Genomic DNA, 25564 nt, shown 5'->3' on the forward strand with positions numbered 1-25564 from the left:
GCAGGGCAAACTGAGTTTGATGTGCGCATTGCTTCTATTGATGACGCGGTGTACGAAGGCCCTGAAGATTTCAGTGTGACGGTGACCGGCATTGGCGCAGTACAAGGCAGCGATACCGGTACGGCAACGATTATTGATAATGATGCTCCTCCTTCTATTTCAAATGTTGTGAATGCAGTTGTTTCGGAAGAAGGTTTAGCTAATGGTATCCCTGATAATACAGGATCACCTTCAGACACCACTAACTCCGCAAGTTTCTCAGGAACATTCACAGTTGCCGATCCAGACACGGCGAATGTTTCAGTGGTATTGGCAGGCCCTAACAACCTAACATCAAGAGGGGAGCCTATATCGTGGACGTGGGACAACAGTACTCAAACGCTGACTGCGAAAACTGCTCACCTGAGCGTTGTTGCTACTGTTGTGCTGAGCGAGCCTTCAGCTTCAGGTCAAGGCTCTTGGGACTATACTATTACTCTGTTTGAGCCACTTGATCATCCTGTTAATGATGTGGAAGACATCATCAACTTTGATTTACAGATTTCTGTAAGTGATGGACAAACAACAACATCTCAAAGCTTAAATGTGGCCGTTGAAGATGATTGCCCATACGTGCCTGTTGTTGTTCAACCCGTCGATGTGTCGCTTACTGGTGCACCTAACGTTCTGACAGGGCGCATAGATTTTGCAGGAAGTGAGGCAGACGCAACCAGTCGAACATTTGGGGATGTTGTTGTGACTGCAAACGGTTTTGTGTCTGACGAATCTGTGATGCTGGGAACAGCTGAAATCAATCAATCATCAGAAGGGATTGGCGTTAAAAGTTCTGGTAACAACGGCTTCCAATTAGAAAACGAAGTCGATTATCGATTCGCGGGTAATGAGGGTGTATCAGAGCAGTTAATCATAGACTTAGGCAATAAAGTTGCTTACGGAGCAGAAATAGAATTTGAGAAAATGTTTGGTGGTGAACTTGAGAAAGGAATCGCATCTTTTTATAGAGATGGTGTATTAATTGCTCAGCAATCGTTCAGCTCTGACGCAAGCAGTGGTGATTACGCGGCAAATTTCAATGTTCAACAGGGAGGCTTTGATAAAATCATCCTCGAGGCGACCAGTAATGGCAATGGCCCGGATACTGAAGACAACAGTGACTTTACCGTTAAATCAATAACCTTTACAGGTGCGTACTCTGGCGTGCCAATTGCTAGTGCGGATGGGAACCTCGGTGCTGTATATGGAGCTGATGGCCCTGGTTCTATAGTCTTAAATGGAGGTGAGGCTGGTTTAGAGACTCTAGATGGTAAAGACGTGTTGATATACGTCGATCCACAAAACTCTAATAGACTGATTGCAGAGGCTGATGGAGAGCTTGCATTCGAAGTTCAACTTACACCTAGCACTGGAAAATGGGAGTTCTTCCAATACTTACCTTTGACCTCACCTTATGGCGATGGGGATATCGATTTTAACTACACGATTACTGATAATGATGGAGACAGTAAAACGGGGTACTTTTCTGTCAACCCTTACGCCCCACCAATCGTAGAAGGTGTAACTCTAAACGTTTCTGAGGAAGGCTTAAGCAACGCCATTGCTGATGACTCTGCTCTAAACGGCTTTGATGACACAACTGACTCGAGTACTGATGTAGAACAATTGACGCTGGGTCAAACCGTTGATTCTGTTACGCTCAGTGAACCATCTACAGCTCTTACTAGTAACGGTATCTCTGTAACGTGGACGTTATCAAATAACGACCAAATGCTTATCGGTTCAGCGAACGGTGAAGAGGTTATCAAAATATCAGTCAATGATACTGGAGTGGTATCTACGGAGCTTCTTGGTCCGATTGATCACTCCAACCCATCTGGAGAAGACACCTTAAATATTGAGGTGCCTGTGCTTGTCTCGAATGCTCGTGGTCTTACTAACTCCACAACGGTCAACGTTATTGTGGAAGATGACTCACCAGATTCTGCATCTATTATTCACGATGTAGTTGCAGAAACTAAAGAAAGTGCCAACGTTCAGCTCATAATGGATGTCTCGGGTTCTATGCGAACGGATAATCGCTTGCAGATAATGAAAGATTCGGCAACTCAGTTATTGAATCAATATGAGTCTATCGGTCAAACGCGAGTTCAAATTATTACTTATAGCAGTACAGCATCCACTTACGCTATAGGTGCTGCGACGTGGCTGACGGTCGAGGAGGCCAAAGCGTATATTGAGACGCTAACTGCGGGTGGCGCGACTAACTATAACAACGCGCTAAATGAAGCAAAACAGTCATGGGATGATGTAGGTAAGTTAACCAGTGCGTCGAATGTTAGTTACTTCTTGTCAGATGGTCAGCCAAACCCTGCGTCATCATTTATAAACGACGCTCGCGAGCAGAGTTGGATTGATCACCTAACCGATCCTGATAATCAGATAACAGCCCTAGCGTATGGTATGGGCGTTAATCTTATGCCGGAGCAATTAGATCGCGTAGCATATGATGGCTTTTTGAATCAAGACCTTGATGGTGTTGTGGTTCCTGACGTAACTCAATTACCTCCGGTTATGTTGCAGTCAGTGATTCAACCTGTTGGGGGGAACTTGATGTATACCACTTCTCCAGATACAGGTATTGGTGCAGATGGTGGTTATATTAGCGAAATAGAACATGACGGTGTCACTTATTCGTTTGATGGTACAGACCTAATAGTAACTGACAATAACGATGGTATTTCGCATGCATTTGACGACACAACGATGCAGCTTACTATCTATATCGACAGCAAACATACTCTGGAAATCGACTTAAACGACGGTGCGTATGCATTTTATGGTGCGGTGGGTGATACAGTTGAAACGTTAGACTTCGATTATGTATTGACGGATAACGATGGTGATCAAAGTGAGAACACCCTGCAATTCGTTATTGATGAAAACGGAGGAGTAAATGCTTCAAGTAATGGCTCTGCAAATATTATTGAAGCTGAAGTGGACGTAAGTCATGACATCTTGATCGGTAATGATAACGAGGCAGATGTCTTTAAATGGGTCAACGACTCCTTGGATACAGGAACAGATCTAATTAGAGGTTTTGAGAGAGATTTGGACACCTTAGATCTGAGTGAAGTCGTTGAAGATGCAGGGCACAATACGATAGAAGAACTTCTCAATAGTATTGACTTGAACATTGATGGCGATGACTTATCTCTAGAAATAACCCATAACGATGGAAACTCAATTCAAACTATCGTAATAGAAAACGGGGCGACAGAGTTTAGTGATTTAATCGTGGGAAATGCGGACTTTGAGAGAGATGTGTTATCCGCACTAACTAAGGTTAACTTAGAGCCATAATGAAAAAGGGCCAGTAGGCCCTTTTCTTCTGCTTTGTCTTACTTATTCGTAGCCTAAAGCACTTTACATGCAAAACCTTTTAAGTAGAAACCTTCTGGATATGCGGTATCGGTTGGGTGGTCAGCGGCTTGTTCAAAACGCTCCACAAACTTTACTTGGCGGTTAGCATCTACGGCTGCATCAGCGATGATTTTCTGGAACAGAACTTGATCCATCAAGCCAGAGCACGAGTAGGTTAGTAGCGTGCCGCCCGGTTTTAGAATTTGCATTGCTAGCATGTTGATGTCTTTGTAACCACGACATGCGCCGTTTAGTTGTGCTTTGCTCTCTGCGAACTTCGGTGGGTCCATGATCACAACATCGAACTGAGTTCCTTGATCACGATACTCACGAAGCAGCTTAAACACGTCTGCATTTAGGAACACGGCACGCTTCTTCGAAATATCAAACTCGTTTAGCTCTGCGTTGAATTTTGCGGTATCTAAAGCAGGTTGCGACACGTCAGCGTTAATCACACGCTTTGCATCACCTTTTAGAGCGTAAAGTCCGAAGCCACCTGTGTAAGAGAAGCAGTTAAGAACTTCTTTGCCTTTCATATATTTCATCGCTTGCTGGCGACTATCACGTTGATCTAGGTAGAAACCTGTTTTGTGTCCGCCAACGATATCTACACTAATCTTTACGCCATTTTCTTCGATGACGACTGATTTAGGTGGCTCTTCGCCGTGCAAGACGCCCGTGCTCTCTTTTAAACCTTCTTTTTTACGAACGGCCATGTCAGAGCGCTCGTACACATTACAATCAGGGAAGCACTCAACCAGAGCGTCAACAATAGCCTGCTTATTGTGTTCTGCGCCAGCACTGAGAAGTTGGCACACAAAGAAATTTTGGTAACGGTCGATCGTAACGCCTGGTAAGCCGTCAGACTCTGCTGCGATAAGGCGATAACCCGTAAGGCCATCACGTTCGATAATGTCTTCACGAAGAAGTTGTGCGTCTTTAAGTCGTTTAACGAAAAACGCGGTGTCGATTTCTTCTTTATCAAAACTCCAAATACGAGCACGAATTTGTGAAGCTGGCGAATATGCCGCTTTAGCTAGCCATTTACCGTCGTGAGTGAATACATCAACCGTTTCGCCAAGAGCAGGTTCGCCCTCAACTTTGTTGATGCCTCGAGAGAAGATCCAAGGGTGCTTGCGCTTGACCGATTTCTCACGACCTTTAACCAAATAGATAGCAGCTGTCATTTCATTAGCTCTTGTTGAATTTTGAAAGGGGCGTATTGTCCGGGATGTGAATGGTAAAAGCAATATCCCTCGGCAATCCAGTACATTGTAGTGACTTTTAAATACAAAAAAGGTCACTAAAGTGACCCTTTTATTTGAATTTGCTGTAACAGATTCCGTTGCTATGCTTTAAGTCCAGTAAGTAGTGCTTCCATTGTGTCGCTTTGCTTACGCAGTTGATCAACGTTTTGTGAAGTCGTGCTTATCATATTGCACACGTTATCTGCTTGAACTCGAATTTCTTCAACGCTTGAGGCGATATTGTCCGCGACTACACCTTGCTCTTCAGCTGCTGTTGCAATTTGAATGCTACTGTCGGAGATAGTTTGATTTTTATCTGCCAAAGAGCCGATTTCGTGATTCACTTCCGTCATGAGGTTTTGTCCCTCATTTGCATTATTAACTGTCACTTCCATCAGTTTAGTAAGCGACTGGCTGTTACGCTGTAATGATTCAATCATCGTTTGGATTTCAACTGTCGCTTGCTGAGTGCGTCCCGCAAGAGCGCGAACCTCATCCGCAACGACCGCAAATCCACGACCTTGTTCTCCAGCACGTGCAGCTTCAATAGCCGCGTTCAGAGCAAGTAGGTTGGTTTGCTCGGAGATCCCATTGATTGTTGTCACTACTTCATCAATTTGTGCTGCATTGGCATCTAACTCGGCAACGGCTTGAGACGCAGATTGAATCTCATTAGAAAGGTTCGAAATCGAGTGAAGCGTATTCTCAACTTTCACTTGTCCAGACTGAGCCACGTTACGTGCATCATCGGTTTGCGTGCTTGAATCGTGAGCTAGTGTCGCGACTTCTCGAATCGTTGATGCCATCTGTTCAGTTGCACTCGCAAGAGAGTTGAGGTGTTCCTGCTGAGTCGCTGAAATATCTGAACTGTGATGAATCGATTGATTCAGATCTGAGCTAATTTGTTGCATTAAAGCCACAGACTCTTGAATCGACAGCACCATTTGTTGCTCTCGTTCTGCAACTTTGTCTATCGTAATAGCAATTTCACTAAACTCGTCGCGAACAGGGAAGAAGTTCATTCTCGCAGTTAGGTCGCCACCAGCAAGAGTGTTTAATGCTTTGTTCATCGTGAACATCGCGCCGCCAATAAACGTCATGATGTAGTAAACGCCAAGAGCGAGAATAAACAAGCTCACACAGATGATGCTCACTTGAGTCGTTGATAGGGCAGTCCATAAAGAAAGTTCATGGTTTGCAACCAAGCTGTACGCACCATTTAAAACTGACACGGATTGCGGCCCTGAGCCAATAGAAACGGTTTCTGAACCCGCTATGAGGCTTGCTACTTGAGATTGAGAAAGGTTGCCTGCCTCTATCAGACCTTTCATAAGCATGAGCTCTTCTTGGTACATACTTGAGATCAGTGTATTAGCCGCGCTATTAAGGACGAGAGTGAGAATGACTAAAGCAAGAAGAGGGAGAACGAAGAGCAAATAGAACTTTTCTTGAATCTTTAAGTGAATGAGATACTTATCAATCCAGCGGAATGGAATTTCTTTCATAATTATAATAACCGTGCAAAAACCCACTATCCTTAGTGGGGTGAATAGACGAAAAGAATATATCACTCAGTAAAAAGAAGCGGTACAAAGATGAACGTAAAGTGTGAGAGATTTATAGTAAAAGGTCATGTTCAAGGCGTGGGCTTTCGTTACCATACTTCCCATCAAGGATTGAAGCTAGGGTTAACAGGTTATGCGAAGAACCTAAACAATGGTGATGTTGAAGTGATGGCGTGTGGAACAGACGCGCAAATAGTTGCGTTTTCGGAATGGTTACAAGAAGGACCGCGAACGGCAACAGTAGAGCATGTGATGCAGGAACCTGCGTCGTATAAGCCGTTACGCGGTTTTAAAATTTTATGAATCTACAAGCATTTAGCTGGCTTTGGTAGGCCGGCTAATTTGGTTGCTTGTTTGGCTGGCCCCTTTTTAAACAGCTTGAATAGATACTTACTGTTACCTTTTTCTGGGCCGTGCGCTTTTTCCATCGCTTTCACAAGCATACGCACTGCAGGGGAGGTATTAAACTCTTCATAAAAGTCTCGCACAAAATGCACAACTTCCAAATGAGCATCCGTAAGCTCGATGTCTTCTTCTTTTGCTAAAAGCTCAATCATACCTTCTTCCCATTGAGTATGATCCAATAAGTAGCCTTGAGCATCCGTTTCAATTTCTTTGCCGTTGTAAACGAACATAACGTTTTATCCGTTAAGTAAACATGGATGTTTATAGATTAGCGACAGCCGAGAATGTTCTCAACAAAAGAATCTCGAAGTCGTATCGAGCGAATCAAAAGCGTACAAAGTAGTGGCCTATAACTGAATACTCTTAAATTATATTTTAAGCATAAGTTTGTTTTTTTATTCGTGTTGTTAGAAAATTTTCGGGGTTGATATCGGTGGTTTTGCATTGTTATGCAATTCGCTTGGTGTGATTGATTTGTCAGTTATATTTATTGTTTTAGATAAGTCGATCACAACGAATATAAACTAGTTTTAAATCAAAAGAATAAATTGAAAAAAATCGTTATGTTCACCCATGCTTAACAACAACACGGAGCAATTCAGGAGTGTATGGAGTGGTCGAATCTTTTCGTTTCCATTGGATGGGCGGTACTGCAAGCATGCTTTAGCATTTTCTCTTTTCTATGTCTGACGGGATTTGTAAAACATAATCCTATAAAACCGAAGTATGCTTGGTTGCAGTACATCTATGGGCCGTTACTTTTTTTGACTTGGGGAGTCATGTTAGTGACACCGATGATGTCGGCCTACATATTTTTTAGCGTAGCTGGTAAATCAGTAGTCTGGTTGCCCGCGCTCAAGATGTTCGGTTATTGGTGGGTTGCGTTTGGAGTATTTTGCTTCTTGTCATCAGTCGATGAGCGATTGCGAAGTCGCGGTTTGAATTAAGACAAGTTATACCTTGAAATCAGTTTACAAACTGAGAGAGGTGATTATAAAGCGCTCATACAAGCGATATAGCGATTGTTTGAGAATTAATAGCTTAAACGTTGTGTTTGTTTTCATAGACCGATATTCTCATTGGATTAATGAAAGCCTGTATTCAGGTTAGAAACAACAATGATGACAAGGAGTTAGTCATGTCGAAACAACGTTACATTGAGATTAATGACAATGTAAAATCCACTTGGTCCATCGAGCGTATTTGGCAACTTGCAGAATCCTTACCTGTAGAAGAAATTTCGATTGATGATATCAAAGGCCCAAATGAAGTGACTTGGTTTAGTCATGAAGGGCCACAGCCAACCTGCCGTGAAATTGCAAAACATTGCCAACGAATCAACAATGCTGATTTGTCGTATCCGGTAATCTTAACCAGTGACTATCGTGTTTTTGACGGTATGCACCGAATCGCCAAGCAAATCATGTTAGGAGAGGAAACGATCAAAGTGAGACGCTTTAGAGAAAATCCAGAAGCTGACGAAGTTATAGAGTTGTCAGTAGAGCAGGCGTAATACACTGAATTGCACACAAAGAAAAAGCCCGAAGGAATTACCTTCGGGCTTTTTTATTCTACTTAACGAGAAACGATTAATCGTCGTTCATGATGCCTAGAATGCTTAGCAGACTAGTGAACAAGTTAAGGATGTTTAGGTACATCGAAATTGTTGCACTGATGTAGTTTGTCTCTTCACCACGAACGATACGACTTGTATCGAATAGGATGAAACCAGAGAACACGAGTGCAGAAACACTGCTGATTACTAGGTGAGCCATTGTTGAACCAACGAAGATGTTAATCAGCGCTGCAACGATCACAATGATCAAACCTGCCATCAGGAAGTTGCGCATGAAAGAGAAATCTTTCTTGCTTGAAATGGTGTAAGCCGATAGGCCAAGGAACACCATACCAGTCAAACCTAGAGCTTGAGCAATGATAGTAGGACCGTTTGGAATTGATGCGTAGTAGTTAAGCATTGGACCTAAAGCACCACCCATTAGAGTCGTGAAAACGAATGTCCAAACGATACCAGATGATGAGTTGATTGCCTTTGGCATAACAAAGAACAAAATACCAATCGCTGCAACCTGCATCACAATTGCCATGATTGGTGAAATTTGCATTGCCATAGTCGCGACTGCTGCGATAGCACTGGTCATCAGTGTCATCGACAGTAGGAAGTAAGTGTTTTTCAGTACTTTGTTAGTTTCTAGTGTATTAGGAACACTTGTTGAACGAGTAAACATTGGACTGTTCATAATTATCCTCAATAAGGGAGTTTACTATTGGTACATTTATGGGGCTGAAAGTTCAAAAAATCAAGCCCTTTTCATGCATATCCTAGATAAAATGATAATGGAAATAAGATGTTATGTATTTGGCAACTTGTAACACAATATTACTGCCTAGCATAGCTATGTTGATTCTCACACAGATTTTTGAATTTAGTAACAAAAGCACTGGCTTCATAGAAACCAGTGCTTTTTTATGTCGATTCGGCTAAATCTTAGTGGTGTAAGATTTGCGCTAGGAAGTTTTGGGTCCTATCCGATTGAGGATTCTCAAAGAAATCGACCGGGTTGTTTTCTTCGATGATCTCTCCTGCGTCCATGAATATCACGCGATCGGCAACCTCTTTAGCAAAGCCCATTTCATGTGTCACACAAAGCATAGTCATGCCTTCCTCGGCGAGTTCGACCATTACATCCAGTACTTCGCGAACCATTTCCGGGTCGAGTGCAGATGTTGGCTCATCAAAAAGCATGACTTTAGGGTTCATACACAAAGAGCGAGCAATCGCCACGCGTTGTTGCTGACCACCAGACAACTGACCGGGATACTTCTCCGCTTGGTCTGGAATTTTTACACGTTCCAGATATTTCATCGCAACTGCTTCTGCCTCATCTTTTGGCATCTTCTTCACCCAGATAGGCGCGAGCGTACAGTTTTCCAGTACGGTTAAATGAGGGAAGAGATTAAAGTGTTGAAAGCACATGCCCACTTCTCGGCGTACTGCTTCAATGTTCTTTAAGTCTTCAGTTAATTCCGTACCAGAGACGTAAATGCTGCCTGTTTGGTGCTCTTCAAGACGGTTAATACAGCGAATCATCGTTGATTTTCCCGACCCTGATGGACCACAGATAACGATTTTCTCGCCGCGCTTAACGTCGAGGTTAATATTTTTTAGTACGTGAAACTCACCATACCATTTATTCATGTCCTTCAATTGGATCATGTAGTCTTGTTGTTGCGTCATAATACGTCCTTGATCTTGATGAGTTATCGTTTGTGACCGGTATGAAGTTTGTTTTCAAGCCATATCGAATAGCGCGACATGCCAAAACAAAATACCCAAAACACTAACGCGACAAATACATAACTTTCTGTAGCAAAACCTAACCATTCAGGGTCGGTATTTGCTGCTTGTCCTATACCGAGTACGTCAAACATGCCAATGATGAGTACCAAACTGGTGTCTTTAAACAAACCGATGAAGGTGTTCACGATAGAAGGAATAGTAATCTTTAGCGCCTGTGGCAAGATAATCAGCCCAGTCTTTTTCCAGTAACTTAACCCAAGCGCATCAGCGGCTTCATATTGACCTTTCGGAATGGCTTGTAGACCACCGCGTACCACTTCTGCCATGTAAGCGGAGGCAAACATAACCACACCTATAAGGGCGCGAATCAGTTTATCTGTCTCTGAGCCTTCAGACATAAACAATGGAAGCATAACCGAAGCCATGAACAAAACCGTAATCAGAGGAACGCCACGCCAAACTTCAATGTAGACGGTACAAATGCTGCGAATGATCGGCATCTCTGAACGTCTACCAAGCGCAAGCACCACACCAATTGGCAATGAAACTACGATACCAACTAGCGCAATAATGAGCGTAACGAGTAGTCCACCCCACTTGTGTGTATCTACCACTTCTAGTCCAAAGACACCACCGTATAAAAGTCCAGCGATGATGAATGGGTAGATGTTTACGAAGAAAAGCCAAATCCACATCCGTTTCGGTGTCTTCTCATACGCGAGTAAAACAGTAAATATGGCTAATGTGATATAGAACAGGCGAGGGCGCCATAGTTCGGACTCTGGATAAAAACCATACATGAACTGCTCCCAGCGCACGCTGATAAATACCCAGCAAGCACCATCTCGGCTACAGTCGTCACGCGTTGAGCCAATCCAGTCTGCGTTAATAAACGCCCAATCCACGATATACCATATTGCAGTTACGACAATATACGCAAGAATGACAGTAACAATGGAATTGATAGGGCCATTAAATAGATTTTTCCGCATCCAACCAACGAAGCCTACAGTATTGGCGGGTGGCGGGAGATCCGGTTGAAATTGATGAGTACTCATATTATCTCTCCACCAGCGCGACTTTACGGTTATACAAGTTCATTAATGCAGACGTAATCAGACTTAATGTCAAGTACACGCCCATCGTCATCGCAATGATCTCAATCGCTTGTCCCGTTTGGTTCAGGGTAGTACCAGCAAACACAGAGACAAGATCTGGGTAACCAATCGCCATCGCTAACGATGAGTTTTTGGTGAGGTTGAGATATTGACTGGTTAAAGGTGGAATAATAATTCGTAACGCTTGAGGAATGACAACAAGCTTTAAAGTTTTCGAGCGTGGTAAGCCTAGCGACATCGCTGCTTCGGTTTGACCATGGCTAACCGCATTAATACCAGAGCGCACAATCTCAGCAATGAAAGAAGCTGTATAAACACTCAATGCCAAAAGTAGCGCAGCCAATTCAGGAATAATGCTAATACCACCTCGGAAGTTAAACCCTTTTAGTTCAGGATAATTCAGTGAAATTGGCATACCAGCAAGGAAGTACACAACCAATGGAAGGCCAACAACTAAACCCAAAACTATTCTTCCCATTGGGGTTTGTTGCCCAGTGAGACGTTGCTTATTATTCGCCCATACATTAATTAATAAGCTTGCGATTACCCCGAAGATTAACGCGGCAATAACGTAGCTACTGCCAGGTTCCATAGTCGGTGCAGGGAAATATAAGCCACGAACGTTCAGGAAAATAGCTTCACCAAGACTTAAGCTTTGGCGTGGTGAGGGTAATGCTTGAAGAACAGCGAAATACCAGAAGAATATTTGCAGAAGAAGGGGGATATTTCGGAAAGTTTCGATATAAACTGCCGCTAAACGACTAACTAACCAGTTAGAAGAAAGGCGGGCAACCCCCATGGTAAAGCCAATCACAGTAGCCAGAATAATACCTAATACAGAGACTAACGCCGTATTAAGAAGGCCGATGATAAATGTTCTACCGTAAGAGTACGTTTCATCGTATTCAATTAATGTTAACCCAATACCAAACCCGGCTTCTTGATTCAGAAAACCGAAGCCCGTTGCAATACCACGAGCATCTAAGTTATTGAGAGCGTTGTTTACAATCGTGTAAAAGAAAAATACCAGTGCAGCAATAGCAATGATCTGGAAAATAGCAGAACGAAAGGCAGGATTATAAATCAGGCTCTTGCTTCCGCTTGGTTTGGACATCGTACTTGGCGATGCATCTTGTGTCGGTTTCATACAGCGATAACCTCAAACCTTAGTTATAGATATCGGCCTGTATAACGAAGTTTCGTCCTTGCTGGCTAAAGAATAACGCTCTCATGTCTAGCGGCTTACGAACCTTTAAAGCCGTTCCACAAAGCGAGCGCTTTTCGCCATCCAATGAGCGATCCTTACTCATACAGTGAGATATAATCAAGAAAAAGGGCGGCATGAACCGCCCTGATTAACTCTTTCTATCGGATTGGTGGCGCGTACATAAAGCCGCCTGCATTCCATAGCGCATTAACGCCACGAGAGATTTCTAATGGCGAACCAGTACCGACTGTACGTTCGAAGCTTTCACCATAGTTACCAACTTGTTTGATAACCTGGTAGCCCCAATCGTCACGGATACCCAACCCTTTGCCTTTAGGGCCATCAACACCGAGGATACGTTTGATGTTTGGATCTGTTGACTTCAGCATTTCATCCGCATTCTTCGAACTAATACCGTATTCTTCAGCGTTAATCATCGCAGACAATGTCCACTTAGCGATGTTAAACCATTGATCATCGCCTTGACGAACGACTGGACCTAGTGGCTCTTTAGAGATGATTTCTGGAAGAACGGTCGCAGAGGACGGATCTTTCAAATTCAAACGTAGTGCATAAAGGCCAGATTGGTCAGTTGTTAATACGTCACAGCGTCCCGCATCAAAACCTTTCGAAGTTTGCGCCGCTGTGTCGAATACCACTGGTTTGTACGCCATGCCTTGGTTGCGGAAATAATCTGCAAGGTTTAGCTCGGTTGTTGTACCTGATTGAACACATACCGACGCACCATCAAGCTCTTTAGCACTTGATATACCAAGTTCCTTCTTCACCATAAAACCTTGACCGTCGTAGTAGTTCACACCTACGAAGTTTAGGCCCAGAGCTGTGTCACGGTGGAGAGTCCAGGTCGTGTTACGGGAAAGCACATCAATCTCACCAGATTGAAGCGCAGTGAAACGTTCTTTTGCGGTTAGGGGTACATATTTAACTTTCGTTTTATCCCCAAGAACGGCTGCAGCCAGTGCTTGGCAATATTCTACGTCGATACCTTCCCATTCGCCTTTTGAGTTAGGGTTAGAGAAACCAGGTAGACCGGTACTTACGCCACAAGTAAGAAAGCCTTGTTTTGTGACTTTGTCCAGAGTAGTGTCTGCTGCTTGAGCTGATGTTGCCATCATCGCAGTAGAAGCCGCTACGACGGAAGCAAGAACTGTGAGTTTATTTGCCATTTGTATCCTTCCTGTATGATCCATGTTTAATCAGGAGTGACCTGAAATAACGTGTCCAATTCGTTAGAGTTATCGTCCTACGTGATTGATTTTCGAAGAAACGGCATTCGATAGATCAACCAGTTATAAGCGTAGGAAAGGATCTGTTAATTCTCAAATATATAATTTAAATGAAGTTTTGAGAGAACTTACAAAGTGCCTTGAGATTTAGAATGACGAAATGTTAATTGTTTGTAAATAGTGCAATTCATGGACAATTTGGTGCATCAGAACAATCAATAGAAGAGTGAACAATACAAAAGAATAAAAAGTTGTTATTAAAACTGTCATTAGCTGAGCAAGGTGAAGTTCAGTAAAAATTCAAACAAAAATTATTTGTGATACCGAAACAGGGTGATGAGCTTGCCCCATTTTTGGTAGCATGGTCTACAACAGCTAATTAGAGTAATCATGGATTGAAATGCGATATTTTCCTCTGTTCTTAGATTTAATTAATAAACCCGTTCTCGTCGTGGGTGGCGGTGAGGTGGCAAGCCGAAAGGTGGAAGCGTTGCTAAAGGCTGGGGCGGATGTAACTATCGTTTCTCCGACGTTGGTTGATTTTCTGTCTAAGCTTGCTTCTGAGCATCAACTACGCTGGGTACAACGTTTCTATTCGAGTGACATTGTCACTAAAAGCTTTGTTCAAGTGTGGGCGACGACAGACAATCCTGAGCTAAATCACCAAGTGTACAAAGATGCCAAAGAGCTAGGCATCTTGGTTAACGTTGTGGATGATAAGCCTTATTGTGATTTCATCACGCCGTCTATGATTAATCGTGGCCGCATCCAAATCGCTATCTCTAGTGGTGGAGCTTCGCCAGTTTTAATTCGAAACATCCGTGAAAAACTTGAATCGATACTGCCACAAAACATGGGGTTGATGGCGGATTTTGCTAACTCAAAGCGAAACTCAATTAAAGAGGCGCTGCCTAGTGTCGATTTACGCCGCAAGTTTTGGGAGCAATTCTTCTCGAATCCCGAGGTGGAAAACGCGCGAGATAATCGTGAGTTAGAAGCAATTTACCAAGCGACCATGGCAACACCTTTAGATGAAAAGGGAAGTTGTACTTGGATACATGTTGGGAAAGATGTTGAGATGTTGCCAATAAAAGCCGTACGCTATATGCAACAAGCGGAGCTGGCTCTGTACTCAACTCGATGTGAAGCGAATGTGTTAGAACTAATACGCAGAGATGCAGAAAGAGAAGCTTTCTCGAGCGCTGCTGAGCTTTCGGATATGCTGGCCAAGGCTAAAGCTGAAAAGCTTCGAATTTGCGTGTTCATACCACAAGGAACGAGCGAATTCGTATTGCTGCAAGGGCAGGACTTGGTTATCTAGCAATGCCAAATGCTAAAAGTGGATACGTAGTTCGTTACACAAAAGCCAATAAAAAACGCCAGCGGATTATGCGCTGGCGTTTTTATTTACTTCTCAGATTGATTAATCACGGAAGTTGTTAAACTGGAATGGGATACCCATCTCTGCTTCACGAATCGCTGCCATTGTCGCTTGCAGGTCGTCGCGTTTCTTACCAGTAACACGTACTTTGTCGCCTTGAATAGAAGCTTGTACTTTTAACTTTGCGTCTTTGATAAGTTTCACTACTTTTTTCGCCGTTGGAGTATCAATACCTTGACGGAAAAGCAGAGTTTGGTGCCAGTTTTTACCAGTAACGTCTGGGTCTTGTGCATCCATTGCGTTCGCGTCAATGTTACGCTTCGCTAAGTGGCCGCGTAAAATGTCGCGCATTTGCTTAAGTTGGAAGTCACCTTCCGCAGACATTTTTACGTTTTCTTCTACTAGCTCAAAGCTCGCATTTACGTTGCGGAAATCGAAACGAGTAGACAATTCACGGTTAGCATTATCAACGGCGTTACGTAGTTCAACCGTATCGATTTCAGAAACAATATCAAACGATGGCATGAAGATTCCTTGATTATTTTGTTATAGGGACTTTCGGGACTTAACAGCGCTTGCCAGCATATCTAGCATTGTAGCAGTGTCTTCCCAACCTAGGCATGGATCTGTAATAGACTGACCATACGTTAGGTTATTGATGTCAGTCATTGGCTGATTGCCTTCAAGAATAAAGCTTTCTGCCATGATACCCGCAATACGAGTGCTGCCTGACTTAATTTGGTTACAAATGTCTTGAGCTACGTCGATTTGTTTTCTGTGTTGCTTCTGACAGTTTGCATGGCTGAAATCCACAACCAAACGTTGTGGCAATCCAAACTCAGCTAAAGCATCACATGCTTGTTTGACTGATGCTTCATCAAAGTTAGGGCCTTTTTCTCCACCGCGCAGAATAATATGACCGTAAGGGTTGCCACTTGTGCGGTAAACCGTCATTCGACCGTTCTTATCTGGCGAGTAGAAGTAATGCGATGCTTTCGATGCGCGAATTGCATCAATTGCAATTTTTACGTTGCCATTTGTGCCATTTTTGAAACCAACTGGGCAAGATAGTGCCGACGCCATTTCACGGTGAATTTGTGATTCCGTTGTGCGAGCACCAATCGCGCCCCAAGTGATCAAATCCGCGATGTATTGGCCAGTGATCATATCAAGAAACTCAGTAGCAGTCGCAAGACCAAGCTTGTTGATATCCAGTAGTAGTTTACGAGCTTTATGAAGACCAGCTTCAAGTGCGTAAGAACCATCTAGGTTAGGGTCCGTAATCAAACCTTTCCAACCAACTACTGTACGAGGCTTTTCAAAGTAAGTACGCATCACGATAAACAGTTCGTCTTTGTACTTGTCTTGGATTTCACTCAGGCGAGTGGCGTAATCAATGGCAGCTTCAGTGTCGTGAACAGAACACGGACCTACAATCGCAAGAAGGCGATTGTCTTCACCCGATAAAATGTTTTCAATCTGACGACGAGATTGAGCGATACGGTCTGCAACGTCATCCGTAATAGGATGTACACTACCTAGCTCTGCTGGGGTAGGCATTGGACCCAAAGGTTGGGTTCTCAATTCATCTGTTTTTATAGGCATGTTATAGCTTTATTCTCTATTGCGAAGGGGTAAAGATAACGGAATTACAGGCAGGAATAAACCGTTTCACGGGAATCTTCGCCAGGAAATACCGAATTGTATACAAAGGTGTAGGTATTCATTTAAATGACTTATGTATAAATGACAAAACTTGATCATTAAATCAATATATATACATTTGAATTTATAACCATTTTATCTATCTCGCTGTAAGGTAATCTAAGTAACTGCGATAAACTTCATACCTCACGGGTGACGCCGTCACTTCCTGAAGGTTAAATAACTCGTGAGATCGAGCTTTTGTTAACATTTCTTTGACATCTATTTCTTTCGTTGATTAACTGGTCTGACTAGATTGGTAAGGAGACCAAAATGTTATCAGCTCTACGTCGTGCGAATTTGTATCTAAATCTGTTTGGCTTTTCGAAAGTGCCGCTGATTTGGCTTTGCCACCCTAAAATCATTGCGATAGATAGCAAGCATGTTGAGGTTCGTATCCCATTGCGCAGAAGAACGAAGAACCACCTGAATAGCATGTATTTCGGCGCTTTAGCCGTTGGCGCTGATGTTGCTGGTGGTTTTCTTGCTATGAGTAAAGCGCAAGAAAAGGGAGAAGCGATCTCGCTAGCATTTAAAGGTGTGAAAGCCGAGTTTTTAAAGCGCCCGGAAGCCGATGTGCACTTTGTTTGTAACGATGGTCATGTCATTGATGAGATGCTCGAGCACACCTTGGCAACGGGTGAACGAGTAAATCGTGACGTAAAAATTGTCGCGCTGTGTCCTAACTTACATGGTGACGAGCCAATGGCTGAATTTTCGCTTACTCTTTCGATAAAAAAAGCAGCCTAACAAAGAAAAGAGGCTGCCTAGTGGTTTGTGGCTCGTTTGTTTAAAGGCGTTGGCTTAATTGAGTTCAATCTTCTCGATAGAGACGATTTTGGAGCGATTTAAGACCACTTTCCAGCGGTAATAAACAGGCTCATCGGTGTGGTTGTCCTCTTTGACAATCACATTGAGCAAATGACGTTTCTCTACTGACTCTTTGGTTACTTGACCTTCATTTAAACGGTAAACTCGGTTTGAGCTTTTATCCATCAAGCGGATGATAGGGCGTAAACTGATGTTCAATGTTTCTCTCGTTTGTTCGTAACCACTCAAGAAAAGAGAGGTCGCCATTTCGGTTTTCTCGTGATAATGAAGAATCTGCTCTTCACGTTGAACGACGCGTTTTTTACGTATTCTTTGAATCTTATCCGGCAAGCTACTTAAGGTACGATAATCGAGCCACTCCAATTTTTTGCCAACCACTTTTTTCGTCGTTGGATCAACATACTTCTTACGCCATTTTGGTTTGCCTTTACGGATCCATCGCCACATAGCATCGCGTAAATCATCTTTAAAGATTTCTCGTAAAGCGTAAATAAAAGACATCGCGATAATGAATGAGGCAGAAATTTCCCCCAGATAATCGCGAGCGAGAATCACGGTAGAGGTCACGACAACCATAACTAAACCGGTTGCAATGCCTTTGATTGCACGCTTGATGTTGTTACCCATCGATATGGTTTCTTCACGAAGCACGATAGGGTGTTCAATCAATCGCCTTAGCAAGCGCATTTTGTTAGATAAGCGAGTAACGTCTTCAACGACTCTTGATGAGTTGTATTTGTTGAGTTTACGATGGGCTTGCTCTTTCTCACATAGCGTGATCAGGCGCTTCTTGATCGTGCCATAGTCGCCTTCACGTGGTAGGTGGGCCACCAGTGACAGGAACTTTTGCTCGGTATACCAAGACAGATAGTTATCGATGTTAACGTAGTAGCGTTTTAAGTTCTCTTCGTAAGGAATAGAACGCCGCAAGCGCTTTAAGATCTCAAGCGTGAGCTCGATAACTTCGTCCACTTCATCTTCCGTTACGGAGTTGTTCTCATGCTTGTTTAAACTTGCTACCGCTTTGTCTAGCGCGATAACGTATTGGTAAGCGAACAAACTCAAACTTACTCGGTATTGCTGATTCGACAGGCGTCCACGTTTGGCAAGTCGACTGTGTACTAGCGGAAGAAGGATTTCAGTACTGTAATAAGATCGTTGCTGTGTGATTGAGGTGTAATAAAATTCGGATTCACTGATGATATCGGCGTTTAAACCAAGCTCACCAGGTATAAAAAAGTAAATATCTAGGTCGACACTTTTGCTCTTTGCGAGTGCATGACTGATTTTTAATGTTATTGAGTCTTGTTTATCGACGGTGACCAAAGAAAGCTCCTGACTTTGCTAAAGCATTCTTAACTTATGCGTTCCGTTGAGCAGGTAAGTATAAGAGTGCTAAAAGAGTGACTGGGGCATATAGCTGAACGACAACAGCATAACAGAGCACTATGCTTTTCTCTCTGATTTTCTTGTTAGTTTAGGTATAATTCCACGTAAATTTAAAAAGAGACAAAATCAATGATTAAAATTGGTCAAATTAACAGCTTAGAAGTCATTAAAAAGGCTGATTTTGGCGTATTTCTGGATGGCGATGATTACGGTTCTGTTCTACTACCTAGTAAGTATGTACCAGAGGGTACTGAAATTGGTGAGTATGTAGACGTATTTCTGTACTTCGATTCAGAAAGCCAACTTGCTGCGACCATTGAAAGACCAATTGCCCAAGTGGGTGAGTGGGGTTTAATGAAGATTGAGGGTGTGAATGCGACAGGTGCTTTTGTAAATTGGGGCATCAAAGAAAAGGACTTACTGATTCCTTTTAGTGAGCAACGCACTCGCTTCTCTGCCGGACAAACCATTTTAGTGTATGTTTATACCGACAAAGCGTCAGGTCGCATTGTTGGTACGACTAAGTTCAATAAATGGTTAGATAAAACTCCAGCGAATTATGAAGTTAACGAGCAAGTTGATTTGATCATCGCAGAGCGTAGTCAACTTGGTTATAAAGCTATCGTTAACGGTAAGCATTGGGGCATGATTTTCCCATCGGATGTTTTTGGTAAGCTTTACATCGGTAAAAAGCTGAAAGGCTTTATTAAGCACATTCGTGAAGATGGCAAAATCGACCTTGCTCTACAAAAAGTCGGTGTGGCGAAAATGGACGATCTTTCTAGTAAGATCCTTGACTTGCTAGAGAAGAAAGGCGGATTTTTGCCTTTGAATGACAAGTCTTCTCCTGAAGCGATTTTTGATGCTTTCCGCACAAGTAAAGGGACTTATAAAAAGACCATCGGTGGCTTATACAAGCAGGGTAAAATTGTCATTGAGAAAGACGGTATTCGTATAGCGTAGTCCAAACTCACGTATAGTGGAACTACAGCCAAAAAAACGGCCCAAACTTTTCCTTTTTTTGGGCCTAGGGGAAACGGCTCCGCAGAGCCTGCGCTAAACTTGTCCAACAATAATTTTGTTGGTGAACATAGAGAGAAATGCCACATCAAAGCATTACTTTGATACAACTAGTTTAGTACAGCGTGTCCGGATCGCTAGCGAGCCCACTTGCTTTCATACTTACGAATTAAAAAGCCATCGCAAATACGATGGCTTTTCATTTATTTATGGTTCGTTACGTCTTTTAAAATAAGTTCTTATCTCGTACTAATTCGCGAGGGAGACCATTCTTTATTCGGTTGCTTACCCACTTGCCAAGGCCAATAACTGCGCCTTGATAGGTGACAAGCACTTCGCCTTTACCTGTTTTCATTCCCTCAGGAATGGTTTGTGGGCGAACATCACGCCCCATGTACCATTCGCGCGCTTCTTCAATACTGAGTTCAATGGCGTTGCTTTCAGAACCTGTCGCCAGGGCAGTCGCGACTTGGTGTTGCCAACGGTAGCCATTTTTATGGGCTTCCGCGATCTTTATACCCATACGGGAGAAGCGTAATTCGCCGATCATCGCTTCTAAAGCATTAGGGAATAACCAGACATCTTTATCGCGAAGCCATACAGAACTGTCATTTGGAAGTTTAATACCTAACGCGCTTTGGAGTTGTTGAGCAATTTCTGTCGATTCTTTTTTTGAAGTTTTAGCAAAGGGGAATTTCCCCATGCGCTTTTTGACTTCTGGCGCCTCAACAGCAGCCTGTTTGCGAATTCTTGCAACAAAGAACCCTTCACTGTCGTAGACCTGCGGGAAAATATGCAAAAAGCCTTCTTCAGTTAGAGCTGCCTCTGCGTTTTCAAACAAGTTCTCAAGGCTTTCAAACTCTACAGCATCCCCAAAGGTTTCTTTCAAGTGTTGACAAACTTGTTGGTTTTCTTCTGTACTGAGCGTACATGTTGAGTAAACCATCACACCACCGGGCTTTAATGCATGGAAGGCGCTTTCAATAAGATCTTTCTGTGTGTCAGCGATGTCGAGTACGGAAGCTTGCGTCCAGTTTTTCATCGCATCTTCGTCTTTGCGAACGGTGCCTTCTCCAGAGCAAGGCGCGTCGAGCAAAACCGCATCAAATTGTTCTGGTAGCCAACCGCCAAAAACGCGTCCATCGAAGTTACTTAGTGCGGCGTTACGTACCCCACAACGTTCCACATTAGCGTGCAGTACTTTTACACGACTTGCGGCGTATTCATTGGCCACAAGTACACCTTCGTTGTTCATTAAAGCTGCAATTTGAGTGGTTTTTGAGCCTGGAGCGGCTGCGGTATCTAACACGGCATCGTAAGATTCATCATTCATAAACAGAGCAGATACCGGCATCATCGAACTGGCTTCTTGAATGTAGAATAAGCCAGACATGTGTTCTGCTGTGTTTCCTAATGGTACAACTGACTCATCCGCTTCAATCCAAAAACCTGTGTCACACCAAGGCACAGGAGAAAGCTTCCAGCCTTTTGTTTCTGCTCGTTCTAGAAACGCTTCAACACTGATCTTCAACGTATTAACTCGAATACTTTTGCGCAGTGGCTTTTGGCACGAAGCGATAAAGTCTTCCATGTTGAGGTGAGCAGGAAGGATGGTTTGGATTTTTTCCAGAAACGCGTCTGGGATGTAAACATTAGGATGCAATGTGGGATCTCGTTTGCAGAATTTGTGGCAAATAATATACGAAAGCGAAGCAGAAACGAATAGTGACAAGGGCCGAGCAATAAAAAAGAGCAGCGATTGCTGCTCTTTTAAAGTGATCAAACTTCAATTGTACGTGAATTGAGCTTTATTCTACGGCTTAGGAATCGCTGTACGCCATTGAGTCCAACCTTCTTCAGCTTGTGGATACAAAAAGAAAGATTGCCCACTCTTTGCCGCTGGTGGAATAGTCGATTGCTCTGGCGTTGAAAACGCAATTCCTCCGCGAACTAAACTATCAAAGGTTCCCGCTTTGATGTTAGCGCCGGTAAGCCCGATGGAAACATCTACTCCTGAAACATTCCAGAACACACTGTTTTGACGAACGAGGTAAGCATATTCAGGCTGTATTTTGATAGTCGTGACGATGCGATCAGCAAATTCTCCTAGGCTTACGTCGGTCACTTGGCCAACTTCCATCTGGCGGTAAAGGATAGGGGTACCGACTTGTACTGAGCCTCTTTGTTCACTTTGTAACGTAAACATGATTCCATGCACGCGTTCTGAACTATTTTCTAACTGAAAATCAAATTTGGCTTTACCTTTACCTGGTTCAACACTGATGGATTTCGACACCAACGCTCCGAGGTTTTTAACGCCACCTAAACCAATTTCTGGTTCAGTTAGCCAAAAATGTGAACCTTCAACCGCAATGTTTTCTACGTATTCAGGTAGGATCCTTGCAGTGACTTCAACCATGTTACGACGAAAATTCGGTACAACCAGAGTGATTTCACCAACTTTAACACCTTGATATTCAATCGGCATTCCTTTAGCAATCTCTTGCGAACCGTCGGTTTCTAAAGCAATGACGCGCCCAAACTTGCGAGCGGTTTTTTGATCAGAATACAGCTTCCAGTTTTCTCCGATTTTGTTTTCAACGCCTGGCACGGAGTCAAAAGCGATGCCACCTTCGATTAACGACTTCAAAGGGTGTGCTTTCACACTGACGCCAGCTAATGATGCATCTATCTCAATCCCTGAACGATTCCAAAAAACGGTTTTTGGCGTTACAAGATAAGCGAAGCGGTTTTCGATAGTAGCCTTAATTAGTACTCCGCCATCAACTAGTTGGAAATCGGAGACGTTACCAACTGGAAGATTACGATAGAGTAGAGGACTGCCTTTGGAAATCGGCGGCAATTCAGAAGCAAATAGTGTTAGCGCCCTAGAGCCACTTTGATTGTACTGCGCCAATTCAGCCAATGATTCATTTTGGAACAGTTGATACTCTTTTTGAATATCTTGCTTGCCTTCGCTCACAAAACTAATTGACCCAGTTAACAACTGCTTTGCTGGAGGAACGGTAACGCTGAGCCCCGATTCAGTTAACTCTGCTGATGCACTGCCGGTTACATAAAAACGATTGTTTGATTTGATCAGATGTTTATATTCATGGTCAATCAATACATCCATAAATACTTCGTGTTGTGATTTTTTATCTTCCTTAACTAGGCCCACTTTGATGATTGAACCAACAACGATGCCTTTATAAAGTACATTGGCACCGCTATCTAGGCCAAACGAATTGTCGGATACCAAACGAATCGCGATGGACTTTTCTTGCTGTTGGTTAAACACGTTTTTACGAATGGCAGTAAAGCGGCGAGAGCGTTCACCCGCGCCCGGCGCGATCGTTAAGAAGTTTCCTCGCACTAAATTAGCAATGTTTTCAACACCAGAAAGGGACACCTTTGCTTCTTCTAAGACAAATCGAGTACCTGTCGTCAGCATGTCACTAAAAGCGGGTTGAATTGCCGCTGACGCCAATATCACTTCTCGGCCTTCGGAAAGGCTCAAGTCCGTAACTTGGCCAATTTCGATTCCGCGATACATAATTGGAGCGCCTTCTCCGCTGATCTTGCTGTCATCAGGTAGGACGATTTTAACCGCGATGCCTCGACCAGCAGTTTTCAAATCTTTATACAAACGGAACTCGGTGTTCTCTTCTACAGGCTCACCATCATCCGGAGAGTCGACGGCGATGGCGCCACCTAGTAAGGCACTCATGCTTTCTAGTCTTACATCGACACCTTCAAAACCGATGCTGGCACCAATTCCACTGACGTTCCAGAATCGACTGCGGTTGTTAATGATATGTCGGTATTGATCCTGAATGTTGGCTTGAATAGTGATAGATTTTGCATCTTCATCTAGCTGGTAACTGTACACTTCACCGATTGGGATTTTCTTATAAACAATTTGAGAGCCAACCGATACACCACCTAAATCACGGCTTTTGAGCTTAATATTCAAACCTTGAGAAACACGTAAATCTGTTGGGGCAGAGTCTAACGCATGGAATGTTGTCTCAAACTCTTGACCATCTCCGGGTTGAATCGAGATGTAGTTACCTGAGACGAGCGCATCCAGTCCGGAAACTCCCGTTAGGCTAGCTGTTGGTTTTACTAACCAAAAGCGTGTTTTATCGTTCAGTAACTTTGCAGCTTCAGGATAGATATCAGCATCGACATAAATACTGCCGAGATCTTCGGTGAGGTTAATGTCTCTTACCATGCCGACTTCTAATCCTTGGTAACGGATAGTGGTTCGGCCGGCGACAAGACCAGCGGCATCAGAAAAATAGATTTGCACTCGTTGTCCTGCATCGTGTATCGACTTCACTACAAGCCAGCCAGCTAAGACCATGGTCAAAATTGGCAACAGCCAAAGAGGAGATATGCCTTTACTCCGCTTTACATCTGGTACGTATGACGTTTGAGAACTGTTCTGATCACTCATTCATTGACTCTTTTTCTGATTGTTTTGGGCTTGTTTGGTCCCAGATTAGCCTTGGATCAATACTTTCTGCTGCAAGCATGGTCAACACTACGACAACACCAAATGCTACGGCGCCATATCCTGGTGTGAAATCCAGTATCTGACCACGATCGACTAAAGTCATCATGATAGAAATAACAAACAAATCCATCACAGACCATTTACCGATCCATTTAACAACAAAGTAAACCATCATTCGTTGTCTCTTAAACACCGAACGTTTGAATTGGATGCAAAGCATGATGTAGGCGAGCCCAAGTATTTTAATCACCGGGACAACGATACTGGCAACAAAAATGATCGCAGCGATTCCATACATGCCGCTTTTTACCAAACCAGCCACGCCTGAAAAAATAGTGTCCTCCAAACGCTTACCATTGGTAAGCAAGATGGAAATAGGGATCAGGTTAGCAGGGAAGATGGCGACCGTTGCTGCGATGAGGTAAGCCCATGTTTTCTGAATGGAGTTTGGCTTGCGATGATATAACTCGTGATGACAACGCTGGCAATGGTCACCTTCAGGTTGGGACAAGTGGCATTCATGGCAATGCACATCTTTATGCTCAAAAGCATATAAACTTTCTGGCTTCCAAGCTTCCCAATAACGACGGACGCTGATTCTTGAAACTAACAAAACGGTAAATATCTGCAAAAGAACCAGACCAATTAACCCTGGACCGACGAAAATGTCGGAATAATCTTGGAGTTTAAAACAGGAAATGGCGATGCTAACTAAGAACACATCCAACATAACCCAATGCTTCAAATGTTGAATTAGCCACAGTGAGATACGAAGCCCACGGAACCATCGTTGATGTAAAGAAATATGTGCCGTTACCACTGAAACACAAACCGTCAGTGGCGCAAGAGAGCTACAAAATAGAATGAGCAATGAAAGAAGAACAAATCCTTCTTCCATCAATGTGATCATCCCTGAAGGTAGGGTTGCCGGAATCATCACACCAAAGAGTCGGATGCTAATAAAGTTAAAAAAGTGCGATGGAATAAATAGTAGGATGCAGGTTATCGCGACGGCTAGATTACCAGAGAGGCTAGGGCTACCTCCGCGATATAATTGTGTACCACAACGAGGGCAGTGTGCATTTTTTCCATGGGGTAAGTCGACGATGTCGACAGGCAATTCACAACCTTGGCACAAACGTACGTTATTGGGTTGCATGGCGTGCTTAGACAGAGAGGTCATAACGACCTC

Annotated in this window: 20 protein-coding genes; 6 read left to right on the top strand and 14 right to left on the bottom strand. The window is 43.3% G+C overall.

Annotated features, from left to right (window positions below):
- The coding region (locus tag R7Z49_RS20650) for a VWA domain-containing protein (RefSeq protein WP_318111974.1) at positions 1-3357 on the top strand (3357 nt) is incomplete at its 5' end.
- Positions 3358-3410: 53 nt separating this feature from the next.
- On the opposite strand, the gene R7Z49_RS20655 is transcribed toward R7Z49_RS20650, so the two are convergent.
- Both R7Z49_RS20655 and R7Z49_RS20660 read right to left on the bottom strand, forming a co-directional pair.
- On the bottom strand, positions 3411-4604 hold the full coding sequence (locus R7Z49_RS20655; RefSeq protein WP_318111975.1) for a class I SAM-dependent methyltransferase: 1194 nt from the start codon (positions 4602-4604) through the stop codon (positions 3411-3413).
- A gap of 161 nt (positions 4605-4765) precedes the next feature.
- Positions 4766-6169 carry a methyl-accepting chemotaxis protein gene (locus R7Z49_RS20660; protein WP_053304484.1) on the bottom strand — a complete coding sequence of 468 codons (1404 nt, stop codon included), beginning with the start codon at positions 6167-6169 and terminating at the stop codon, positions 4766-4768.
- Between the two features lie 90 nt (positions 6170-6259).
- Here R7Z49_RS20660 and yccX point away from each other — a divergent pair, with 90 nt between their 5' ends.
- A complete protein-coding gene (yccX, locus tag R7Z49_RS20665; RefSeq protein WP_017634611.1) occupies positions 6260-6532 on the top strand; it encodes an acylphosphatase in 273 nt (90 codons plus the stop codon).
- A 2-nt stretch (positions 6533-6534) separates the two neighbouring features.
- Here yccX and R7Z49_RS20670 read toward each other — a convergent pair whose 3' ends face one another.
- Positions 6535-6864 (bottom strand): TusE/DsrC/DsvC family sulfur relay protein, encoded by a 330-nt coding sequence (locus tag R7Z49_RS20670; protein WP_005377396.1) that lies wholly within the window; start codon positions 6862-6864, stop codon positions 6535-6537.
- A gap of 908 nt (positions 6865-7772) precedes the next feature.
- Between R7Z49_RS20670 and R7Z49_RS20675 the strand changes: the two genes are divergently transcribed.
- Positions 7773-8147 (top strand): chromosome partitioning protein ParB, encoded by a 375-nt coding sequence (locus R7Z49_RS20675; RefSeq protein ID WP_005377398.1) that lies wholly within the window; start codon positions 7773-7775, stop codon positions 8145-8147.
- 76 nt (positions 8148-8223) lie between these two features.
- Here the strand turns inward: R7Z49_RS20675 and R7Z49_RS20680 are convergent, their stop codons facing one another.
- The 5 genes from R7Z49_RS20680 to R7Z49_RS20700 form a co-directional block, all read right to left on the bottom strand.
- Entirely contained in the window at positions 8224-8892 is a 669-nt protein-coding gene (locus R7Z49_RS20680) for a Bax inhibitor-1/YccA family protein (protein WP_017634610.1), read from the bottom strand.
- Positions 8893-9140: 248 nt separating this feature from the next.
- Positions 9141-9890, bottom strand: coding sequence for an amino acid ABC transporter ATP-binding protein (locus tag R7Z49_RS20685; protein ID WP_017634609.1), 750 nt, complete (start codon positions 9888-9890; stop codon positions 9141-9143).
- Positions 9891-9913: 23 nt separating this feature from the next.
- Positions 9914-11011 carry an amino acid ABC transporter permease gene (locus R7Z49_RS20690; protein ID WP_005389988.1) on the bottom strand — a complete coding sequence of 366 codons (1098 nt, stop codon included), beginning with the start codon at positions 11009-11011 and terminating at the stop codon, positions 9914-9916.
- A gap of 1 nt (position 11012) precedes the next feature.
- A complete protein-coding gene (locus tag R7Z49_RS20695) occupies positions 11013-12218 on the bottom strand; it encodes an amino acid ABC transporter permease (protein ID WP_005377402.1) in 1206 nt (401 codons plus the stop codon).
- Between the two features lie 218 nt (positions 12219-12436).
- Positions 12437-13465, bottom strand: a complete 1029-nt coding sequence (locus tag R7Z49_RS20700; RefSeq protein ID WP_025766608.1) for an amino acid ABC transporter substrate-binding protein — start codon at positions 13463-13465, stop codon at positions 12437-12439.
- 460 nt (positions 13466-13925) lie between these two features.
- Between R7Z49_RS20700 and R7Z49_RS20705 the strand changes: the two genes are divergently transcribed.
- Positions 13926-14846, top strand: coding sequence for a bifunctional precorrin-2 dehydrogenase/sirohydrochlorin ferrochelatase (locus R7Z49_RS20705; protein ID WP_213914984.1), 921 nt, complete (start codon positions 13926-13928; stop codon positions 14844-14846).
- A 102-nt stretch (positions 14847-14948) separates the two neighbouring features.
- Here the strand turns inward: R7Z49_RS20705 and R7Z49_RS20710 are convergent, their stop codons facing one another.
- A complete protein-coding gene (locus R7Z49_RS20710) occupies positions 14949-15431 on the bottom strand; it encodes a YajQ family cyclic di-GMP-binding protein (protein ID WP_005377415.1) in 483 nt (160 codons plus the stop codon).
- A 21-nt stretch (positions 15432-15452) separates the two neighbouring features.
- A complete protein-coding gene (locus R7Z49_RS20715; RefSeq protein WP_005377417.1) occupies positions 15453-16511 on the bottom strand; it encodes a 3-deoxy-7-phosphoheptulonate synthase in 1059 nt (352 codons plus the stop codon).
- A gap of 372 nt (positions 16512-16883) precedes the next feature.
- On the opposite strand from R7Z49_RS20715, the gene R7Z49_RS20720 reads away from it, so the two are divergent.
- Complete coding sequence (locus R7Z49_RS20720) at positions 16884-17360, top strand: DUF4442 domain-containing protein (protein WP_318111976.1); 477 nt, start codon at positions 16884-16886, stop codon at positions 17358-17360.
- A 54-nt stretch (positions 17361-17414) separates the two neighbouring features.
- On the opposite strand, the gene R7Z49_RS20725 is transcribed toward R7Z49_RS20720, so the two are convergent.
- Complete coding sequence (locus R7Z49_RS20725; RefSeq protein WP_005377421.1) at positions 17415-18767, bottom strand: hypothetical protein; 1353 nt, start codon at positions 18765-18767, stop codon at positions 17415-17417.
- Positions 18768-18959: 192 nt separating this feature from the next.
- Between R7Z49_RS20725 and R7Z49_RS20730 the strand changes: the two genes are divergently transcribed.
- A complete protein-coding gene (locus R7Z49_RS20730; protein ID WP_285335402.1) occupies positions 18960-19793 on the top strand; it encodes a S1 RNA-binding domain-containing protein in 834 nt (277 codons plus the stop codon).
- Positions 19794-20076: 283 nt separating this feature from the next.
- Here the strand turns inward: R7Z49_RS20730 and rsmF are convergent, their stop codons facing one another.
- The 3 genes from rsmF to R7Z49_RS20745 form a co-directional block, all read right to left on the bottom strand.
- Positions 20077-21513, bottom strand: coding sequence for a 16S rRNA (cytosine(1407)-C(5))-methyltransferase RsmF (gene rsmF, locus R7Z49_RS20735; RefSeq protein ID WP_213913935.1), 1437 nt, complete (start codon positions 21511-21513; stop codon positions 20077-20079).
- A 150-nt stretch (positions 21514-21663) separates the two neighbouring features.
- Positions 21664-24312, bottom strand: a complete 2649-nt coding sequence (locus R7Z49_RS20740; protein WP_318111977.1) for an MlaD family protein — start codon at positions 24310-24312, stop codon at positions 21664-21666.
- On the bottom strand, positions 24305-25555 hold the full coding sequence (locus tag R7Z49_RS20745) for a paraquat-inducible protein A (protein WP_005377429.1): 1251 nt from the start codon (positions 25553-25555) through the stop codon (positions 24305-24307). The genes R7Z49_RS20740 and R7Z49_RS20745 overlap by 8 nt, the downstream gene beginning before the upstream one ends.
- Positions 25556-25564 lie beyond the last annotated feature (9 nt).

The organism is Vibrio sp. 1562 (assembly GCF_033340155.1).
Lineage (GTDB): Bacteria > Pseudomonadota > Gammaproteobacteria > Enterobacterales > Vibrionaceae > Vibrio > Vibrio alginolyticus.

Coding starts and splice junctions, on each gene's coding strand:
- R7Z49_RS20740 (WP_318111977.1), bottom strand. CDS start 24,312: ATGAGTGATCAGAACAGTTCTCAAACGTCATACGTACCAGATGTAAAG.
- R7Z49_RS20710 (WP_005377415.1), bottom strand. CDS start 15,431: ATGCCATCGTTTGATATTGTTTCTGAAATCGATACGGTTGAACTACGT.
- yccX (WP_017634611.1), top strand. CDS start 6,260: ATGAACGTAAAGTGTGAGAGATTTATAGTAAAAGGTCATGTTCAAGGC.
- R7Z49_RS20660 (WP_053304484.1), bottom strand. CDS start 6,169: ATGAAAGAAATTCCATTCCGCTGGATTGATAAGTATCTCATTCACTTA.
- R7Z49_RS20685 (WP_017634609.1), bottom strand. CDS start 9,890: ATGACGCAACAACAAGACTACATGATCCAATTGAAGGACATGAATAAA.
- R7Z49_RS20655 (WP_318111975.1), bottom strand. CDS start 4,604: ATGACAGCTGCTATCTATTTGGTTAAAGGTCGTGAGAAATCGGTCAAG.
- R7Z49_RS20700 (WP_025766608.1), bottom strand. CDS start 13,465: ATGGCAAATAAACTCACAGTTCTTGCTTCCGTCGTAGCGGCTTCTACT.
- R7Z49_RS20715 (WP_005377417.1), bottom strand. CDS start 16,511: ATGCCTATAAAAACAGATGAATTGAGAACCCAACCTTTGGGTCCAATG.
- R7Z49_RS20690 (WP_005389988.1), bottom strand. CDS start 11,011: ATGAGTACTCATCAATTTCAACCGGATCTCCCGCCACCCGCCAATACT.
- R7Z49_RS20680 (WP_017634610.1), bottom strand. CDS start 8,892: ATGAACAGTCCAATGTTTACTCGTTCAACAAGTGTTCCTAATACACTA.
- R7Z49_RS20695 (WP_005377402.1), bottom strand. CDS start 12,218: ATGAAACCGACACAAGATGCATCGCCAAGTACGATGTCCAAACCAAGC.
- R7Z49_RS20670 (WP_005377396.1), bottom strand. CDS start 6,864: ATGTTCGTTTACAACGGCAAAGAAATTGAAACGGATGCTCAAGGCTAC.
- R7Z49_RS20745 (WP_005377429.1), bottom strand. CDS start 25,555: ATGACCTCTCTGTCTAAGCACGCCATGCAACCCAATAACGTACGTTTG.
- R7Z49_RS20720 (WP_318111976.1), top strand. CDS start 16,884: ATGTTATCAGCTCTACGTCGTGCGAATTTGTATCTAAATCTGTTTGGC.
- R7Z49_RS20705 (WP_213914984.1), top strand. CDS start 13,926: ATGCGATATTTTCCTCTGTTCTTAGATTTAATTAATAAACCCGTTCTC.
- R7Z49_RS20730 (WP_285335402.1), top strand. CDS start 18,960: ATGATTAAAATTGGTCAAATTAACAGCTTAGAAGTCATTAAAAAGGCT.
- R7Z49_RS20675 (WP_005377398.1), top strand. CDS start 7,773: ATGTCGAAACAACGTTACATTGAGATTAATGACAATGTAAAATCCACT.